This is a genomic window from Micrococcus sp. EWR3.9.1, assembly GCF_052615555.1.
On the sequence record NZ_JBQXFD010000033.1, the window covers coordinates 1 to 5,800 of the forward strand.

Here is a 5,800-nt window from a genome sequence, read left to right on the forward strand (position 1 = left end):
GTGAGCTCGACTCCGAGCCGGCGAGCGTCGACCAGGTCATCCTTGTTCGCGTCGATGAACGCGACTACTTCCGGTAGTGGCGGTCGAGCTCCGCCCCGAAGAAAGACGCAGCACGCTTGAGGACCTCGTTGGCCCGCCGCAACTCCCGGACTTCCTGCTCCAGTTCACGCACCCGCCGCGCCTCAGCGCTGCTCACGCCAGAGGTGACGCCGTCGTCGATGTCGGCTTGCTTGACCCACATCCGCACGGACTCGACCCCGTACCCGAGCTGCGTCGCGACCCGATTGACGGTCCCATGCTCGGTCCCCAGCTCGGCACGCAGCGTCCTCACCATCCGGACCGCCGCGGCCTTCTCCTCCGGCGAATACCGACGCGTCGTCGGCTTCCCCGCTGTCTGCTCTTTCGGCATAACTCCATCCGCGTTTCCAAGGTCAGGAGTCTCCAACAAACCCAGGGCGCTTCAATCGGTCAGGAAGGCAGCAGGAGCACCTTGATGTCGTAGTCGAGCTTGCAGAGATAGAAGATCAACTCGACGACGGGACGGTGACTATCCCAGCGGGGCTGTGAGGGGCCGATCTCGCAGAACCTTGCGGCAAACTCAACCTTCTCGCGCGCGGCCGGGATCGATGCGCGGAAGGCCGCTTCATCCCATTGCTCTTCGCTCATACTCCCGACCGTAGCGGTGAGTACCGACACGGCCGTGGGAGCTCTCAGCCCCAGAAGATCGGATCCTGGTGGCTGCCGATGTAGTCGAGCAGACTCTGGACGTTCTTCGTCGGGCGCCTCTTCGTGTACTCGTGGAACTTCATGTGCCGGTCACGCCAGTAGATGCTCCACTGGCCGGTCTTGACGGTGTATCGCAGGCGCGCGACCGGGAACCGCGTCCAGTCGCCCTGCCCGTCCCACGGCGGCCGCGTCTCGATGATCGTGACGTGCCGGTCGGCGATCTCGGCTTCTACTCTCACCTGATCCCACAGGTGCTCGGGCACGCGTTCACGGCACCAGCGGCCGATGCGCAGCAGGTCGGTCTCGGGCATAGCCATGGTCAAGTCCTTTTGAGTGGTGTATCGAGGCTTTGTCGGGTTCCTCGTGGTCGGGTGGCTTGTCAGGCGGCGAGTGCCGCGTGGCCGGGGTCGTCGGTCATGGTGTCGCTGACCTGTAGGGCGGCTTGTTCAGCCGCGGCTTTCGCGGCTGCTTCGGCGAGCATCGTGTCGGTCGCGGTCAGCAATTCCAGGCTCATGTAGCGCCGTGATTCGGTCCATTCGTCGTGCTGCTCGGCCAGCACCGCGCCGAGGAGTCTAATCACCGCGACTCGGCTGGGGAAGATGCCGACGACGTCGGTGCGTCTCCGGATCTCCTTGTTGAGCCGTTCGTTCGGGTTGTTCGACCAGATCTTCTTCCACACCTCCTTCGGGAACTTCGTGAACGTGAGCACCTCATCGCGGGCGCCCTCGAGGTGCTCGGCAGCGGCCGGCAGATGGGTGGCCAGGCTGTCGATCATGTGCTCGTACTGGGCGATCACCGCCTCGACGTCGGGCTGGGTGTAGACGCTGTGCAGCAGCGCTTTCACCGCGGGCCACTGCGACTTCGGGCACACCGCCATCAGGTTGGCCGCGTAGTGGGTGCGGCAGCGCTGCCACTGCGCCGTCCCGAACACCGCCCCGGCCGCTTCGACCAGCCCGGCATGGGCATCGGAGGTGATCAGCTCCACCCCCGACAGGCCGCGGGCAGCCAGATCACGGAAGAACCCGAGCCACCCCTCCCTGGTCTCCGCGGTGCCCAGTTGCAGGCCGAGGATCTCGCGGTAGCCGTCGTTGTTGATGCCGGTGGCGACCATGGCGGCGACCTTGACGACCCGGCCGTGTTCACGCACTTTGAGCACGAGCGCGTCGGCGGCGACAAACCGATACGGCCCAGCATCGAGCGGCCGGGTGCGGAACGCTTCGACCGGTGCATCCAGGTCTTTACTCATCTCTGAGACCTGCGATTTCGACAGACCCGTGATGCCGAGAGTCTGCACCAGTTTGTCCATCCGGCGGGTGGAGACGCCGAGCAGGTAGCAGGTGGCGACCACCGTGGTCAGCGCTGCCTCGGCGCGGCGGCGCCGCTCCAGGAGCCAGTCGGGAAAGTAGGTGCCTTCGCGCAGTTTCGGGATCGCGACGTCGATGGTGCCGGCGCGGGTGTCCAGGTCCCGGTGCCGGTAGCCGTTACGCCGGTTGGTGCGCTCATCCGAGCGGGCGCCGTAGGCGGCGCCGCACACGCTGTCAGCCTCGGCCGACAGCAGGGCATTGATGAAGGTGGTGAGCATCTGACGCATCAAGTCCGGCGAGGCCTGGGTGAGCAGATCGGACAGAAACGCCTGGGGGTCGATATCGTGGGGAGCGGTCATCGCGGGTGTCCCTTTCGAGTGGGATGTGAGAGTTTCCTCGAAAGCCTCCCGCGGTGACCGCTTCTACTTCGCGGTCGACACGCCAACCGGAGTCAACGTGCTGCGGGATTCGTACACCACTCTGCCGGACGCAACTGCGCCGCACCCTCCACACCGGGATGAGCCTGCTGACCGACCGCCAAAAAGAACACCTCAGCGTCCTCTTCGCCCACGAGAAGCACGCCGCGGTCGAAGCGGCCTGGGAGATCTACCAGGCCATGGTCGCCGCGTATCGAGAATTCGACCGCGCAAAGGCTAAGGCCAAGATGGAGAAGGTGATCGCGGCGCTGAGCAAGAAGGTCCCCGACACCCTCGAGGAACTGGGCAAGCTCGGCCGGACACTGACCAAACGCGCCGCCGACGTGCTGGCGTTCTTCGAGCGACTGGGCACCAGCAACGGTCCGACGGAGGCGATCAACGGCCGGCTCGAACACCTGCGCGGCTCCGCCCTCGGCTTCCGCAACCTCACCAACTACATCGCCCGCAGCCTCCTCGAATCAGGCGGCTTCAGACCCTTGCTACACCCTCAAATGCGATGAGCCTCGAATGCAGGATCTTGTGCCGACAGCGGCGCACGATGGTCGCGGGGATCTCGAATCAACCGTGCGCGAAACCGTTTGGGCTCCCAGCGACGTGCATCATGGCCGGCCAGCGCGATGGCCTGCATCCAGGCGACGATGACGCCGGCGAGCTGGACGATCTGGCACCAGACCTGGTTCTGCGCGAATCCCTGCAGCGGGAACTTCATCAGGCCCATGTCCTTGGCGTTGCGGATCCGGTCCTCGCAGCGCGCGCGGCGGCGGTGACGCAGCTCCAGCACTGGAAGCTGGCCGCGTGGGGCGTTGGTCGCGAACGCAGTGATCCGCATCCCTTTGTGATCGGTGATCCGTAGCTGCACTCCGGGGTGGGGGCGTTCCTTCCTTACGGTTACCCGCATTCCGGGGGCCACCCGGGCAGGTTCAGTAGTCCGGTCAGTTCCGCGACCCATGCCCCATCGCGGATCCCTTCGGTGTCGGTGTCGTAGGCAGGAGTCCACGCCTTCGCCTCATCAATACGTTCCAACAGGTCAGGAGTGTTCGCGGGGAGGGTGAACCCGACTGAGTAGGCCAGACGCTGCCGCTCCAGCCAGCCCGCGAAGTCCTTGGGGCCGCCGGCCCCGTCGGTGCGAATCAGGACCTTTTTCGATCCCCGCCCGCCCCGGCCCAGCAGGGCCGGTGGGAGCTGCGCAAGGGCCAGACGGGTGACGGCGATGTGATCGCTGGCGGTGTTCGAGCCCGCGTTGCCGGGGCGAAGGTGGATCGCGAGCGGTTCCCCGGTTCCTTCGCTGCCGTGGTCCAGGAACGCGTACAGAGGGTGGTAGCCGAAGCCGCGTTTGAACGTCGGGGCGGCTTGCTCCTTCTCACTGTGGACGTTGATCAGGGTGGCGTCGAGGTCGATGACCAGCGGGGTCTTCGCGCTCGTCCCCTCGGCCGGGGAATGCTCGCCGGCCAGGGCCCAGGCCTGCTCGCGCGCGGTCCTGCGAGCCCTGGCGATCGCGGTCATCACGGCGGGCGCGTCCTCAGCGAGGGTGGTGAGCGTGCGGGAGATCGTTGGGGCCGAGGCGACGTCACCGAACAGGCCCGGCTCGCACCGCAGCAGGTCGGTGTCACGGGCGACCTCCCCGCCCACCGCGAGAGTCATCGCGAGGTCCAGCAGGACCTTGGAGGCGTGATGCTCGGCCAGCGGTTTCGTCCATGAACCCAACGCTTCACGCAGCGAAGAGGCGAGGCCGGTGGCGTGGATCGTGTCGGTCAGCAGCACCGCGCCCGCATGCGAGGCCGCCGGGACCTCAGCGACGTCCACACGCGGGCGGGGGTAGAAGAACACGGTAGGGTGGGACACCTGAAAGGTGCTCCTTCCGGCCAGGGATTACGAGACTCGACACCCCGTATCATCCCAGGCCAGGAGCACCTTTCTCTATGACGCCCACCCGTCGAGACCACACCCCAGTGAAATCTCGAGGTCAGCGGGTGCTCGTGGCAGGGCCTGAACTGTGGTCCGTACACTCCTACTCATGGATGCGCTTGATATTGGACGGATCGTGGCCGGACTGGTGCTGCTGGTCTTGGGTGGGGAATTTTTGGTGCGTGGGGCGTCAGCACTGGCCGGACGTTTCGGGATTTCGTCATTGGTGATCGGTCTCACCGTAGTGTCAGCGGCGACGTCGGCACCCGAGTTCGCAGTGAGCGTCGGTGCTGTACTGCGTGATGAACCGGGGCTTGCCGTGGGCAATGCGGTTGGCAGCAACATCATTAATGTCCTGCTCATCCTGGGACTGTCCGCGCTGGTCGTTCCCCTCGCTGTAAAGCGGAGGCTGATCCGCTTTGACCTGCCCCTGATGGTCGTCTTGTCAGTTCTACTGCTCCTTGTGTCCCTGGATGGGAGGATCAGTGCGGTGGACGGGCTGATACTATTTTTCGGTGTGGTGGTCCACACCATAATGTCCGTGGTGATTAGTCGGCGGGACGCCAAGACCGCGGTGAATGCCCGGGAAGGGACAGGAGATTCGGCAACCGTCGATCCAGCCGACGAGGAAGGGGCTGCGCTAGGCGCCTCGGTCAGCAGGTCGCTCTTCTTTGTGCTGCTGGGGGTCGCGTTGCTGGTCGCCGGTGCCACGCTGCTCGTGGAAGGAGCAGTGAACATAGCCACCACGTTGGGCGTAAGCAGCCTCGTGGTCGGACTGACCGTTGTGGCTGTCGGGACATCGCTGCCCGAGCTGGCGACGTCCATCATTGCCGTGCGTCGCGGTGAACGCGACCTAGCGGTGGGCAACGTGGTCGGCAGCAATATCTTCAACATAGGGGTAGTGCTAGGACTAACCGCGCTCATCTCTCTTGAGGGCATTCCCGTATCCGGCGCCGCAGTGGCCTTCGATATCCCAGTAATGCTGGCGGCCGCAGTGGCACTACTGCCGATCGCGTTCACGGGCTTCGCGGTGGCGCGTTGGGAGGGCGGCTTGTTCGTGGTTTTGTACGCCGCCTACACCGGATACCTTGTGCTGGCTGCCACAGCGCACGATGCACTGGAGGGATTCACCGTAGCCATGGCGTGGTTCGTGCTGCCGTTAATCGCACTGACGCTCATTTCCTTTACAGCCTACGAAATCGGGCTCCGCAAGGGACGCCGAGACCTGGACCAGACCACGACTTCGACGTAGACCGTCGAGTGCATTCGGCTGCTGGCTTCATTCAGGTCGTCGGCTGAATGTAAATCGGCAAGAGATGACTGTCGGTTGGTGGTGTCATAGCGTCGTAGCAACACTCCCGGTCGGTGGGGGCTCGAGGCGAGGAGGCCTGGGATGGTGCGGCGGCGACTCACGTTCACGGAGCGGAG

4 protein-coding genes and 3 pseudogenes are annotated in these 5,800 nt (G+C 65.0%); 2 read left to right on the plus strand and 5 right to left on the minus strand.

Going from position 1 to position 5,800, the window contains the following annotated elements:
* The 4 genes and pseudogenes from ACUJ8O_RS11270 to ACUJ8O_RS11285 form a co-directional block, all read right to left on the minus strand.
* A pseudogene (locus ACUJ8O_RS11270) lies at window positions 1-409 on the minus strand (transposase); the annotation flags it as partial.
* 59 nt (window positions 410-468) lie between these two features.
* Entirely contained in the window at window positions 469-666 is a 198-nt protein-coding gene (locus ACUJ8O_RS11275) for a hypothetical protein (protein WP_010078466.1), read from the minus strand.
* 44 nt (window positions 667-710) lie between these two features.
* Complete coding sequence (locus ACUJ8O_RS11280; RefSeq protein ID WP_036315702.1) at window positions 711-1,043, minus strand: DUF3024 domain-containing protein; 333 nt, start codon at window positions 1,041-1,043, stop codon at window positions 711-713.
* Window positions 1,044-1,105: 62 nt separating this feature from the next.
* Window positions 1,106-2,389 (minus strand): IS256 family transposase, encoded by a 1,284-nt coding sequence (locus tag ACUJ8O_RS11285; protein WP_100057176.1) that lies wholly within the window; start codon window positions 2,387-2,389, stop codon window positions 1,106-1,108.
* A 137-nt stretch (window positions 2,390-2,526) separates the two neighbouring features.
* Between ACUJ8O_RS11285 and ACUJ8O_RS11290 the strand changes: the two are divergent.
* Window positions 2,527-2,967, plus strand: a pseudogene (locus ACUJ8O_RS11290) (ISL3 family transposase); the annotation flags it as partial.
* On the opposite strand, the pseudogene ACUJ8O_RS11295 reads toward ACUJ8O_RS11290, so the two are convergent.
* Window positions 2,936-4,309 (minus strand): annotated as a pseudogene (locus ACUJ8O_RS11295) (IS1380 family transposase). The pseudogenes ACUJ8O_RS11290 and ACUJ8O_RS11295 sit on opposite strands and share 32 nt — an antisense overlap.
* A 172-nt stretch (window positions 4,310-4,481) precedes the next feature.
* Between ACUJ8O_RS11295 and ACUJ8O_RS11300 the strand changes: the two are divergent.
* Complete coding sequence (locus tag ACUJ8O_RS11300) at window positions 4,482-5,624, plus strand: calcium/sodium antiporter (RefSeq protein ID WP_043282823.1); 1,143 nt, start codon at window positions 4,482-4,484, stop codon at window positions 5,622-5,624.
* Window positions 5,625-5,800: the final 176 nt, after the last annotated feature.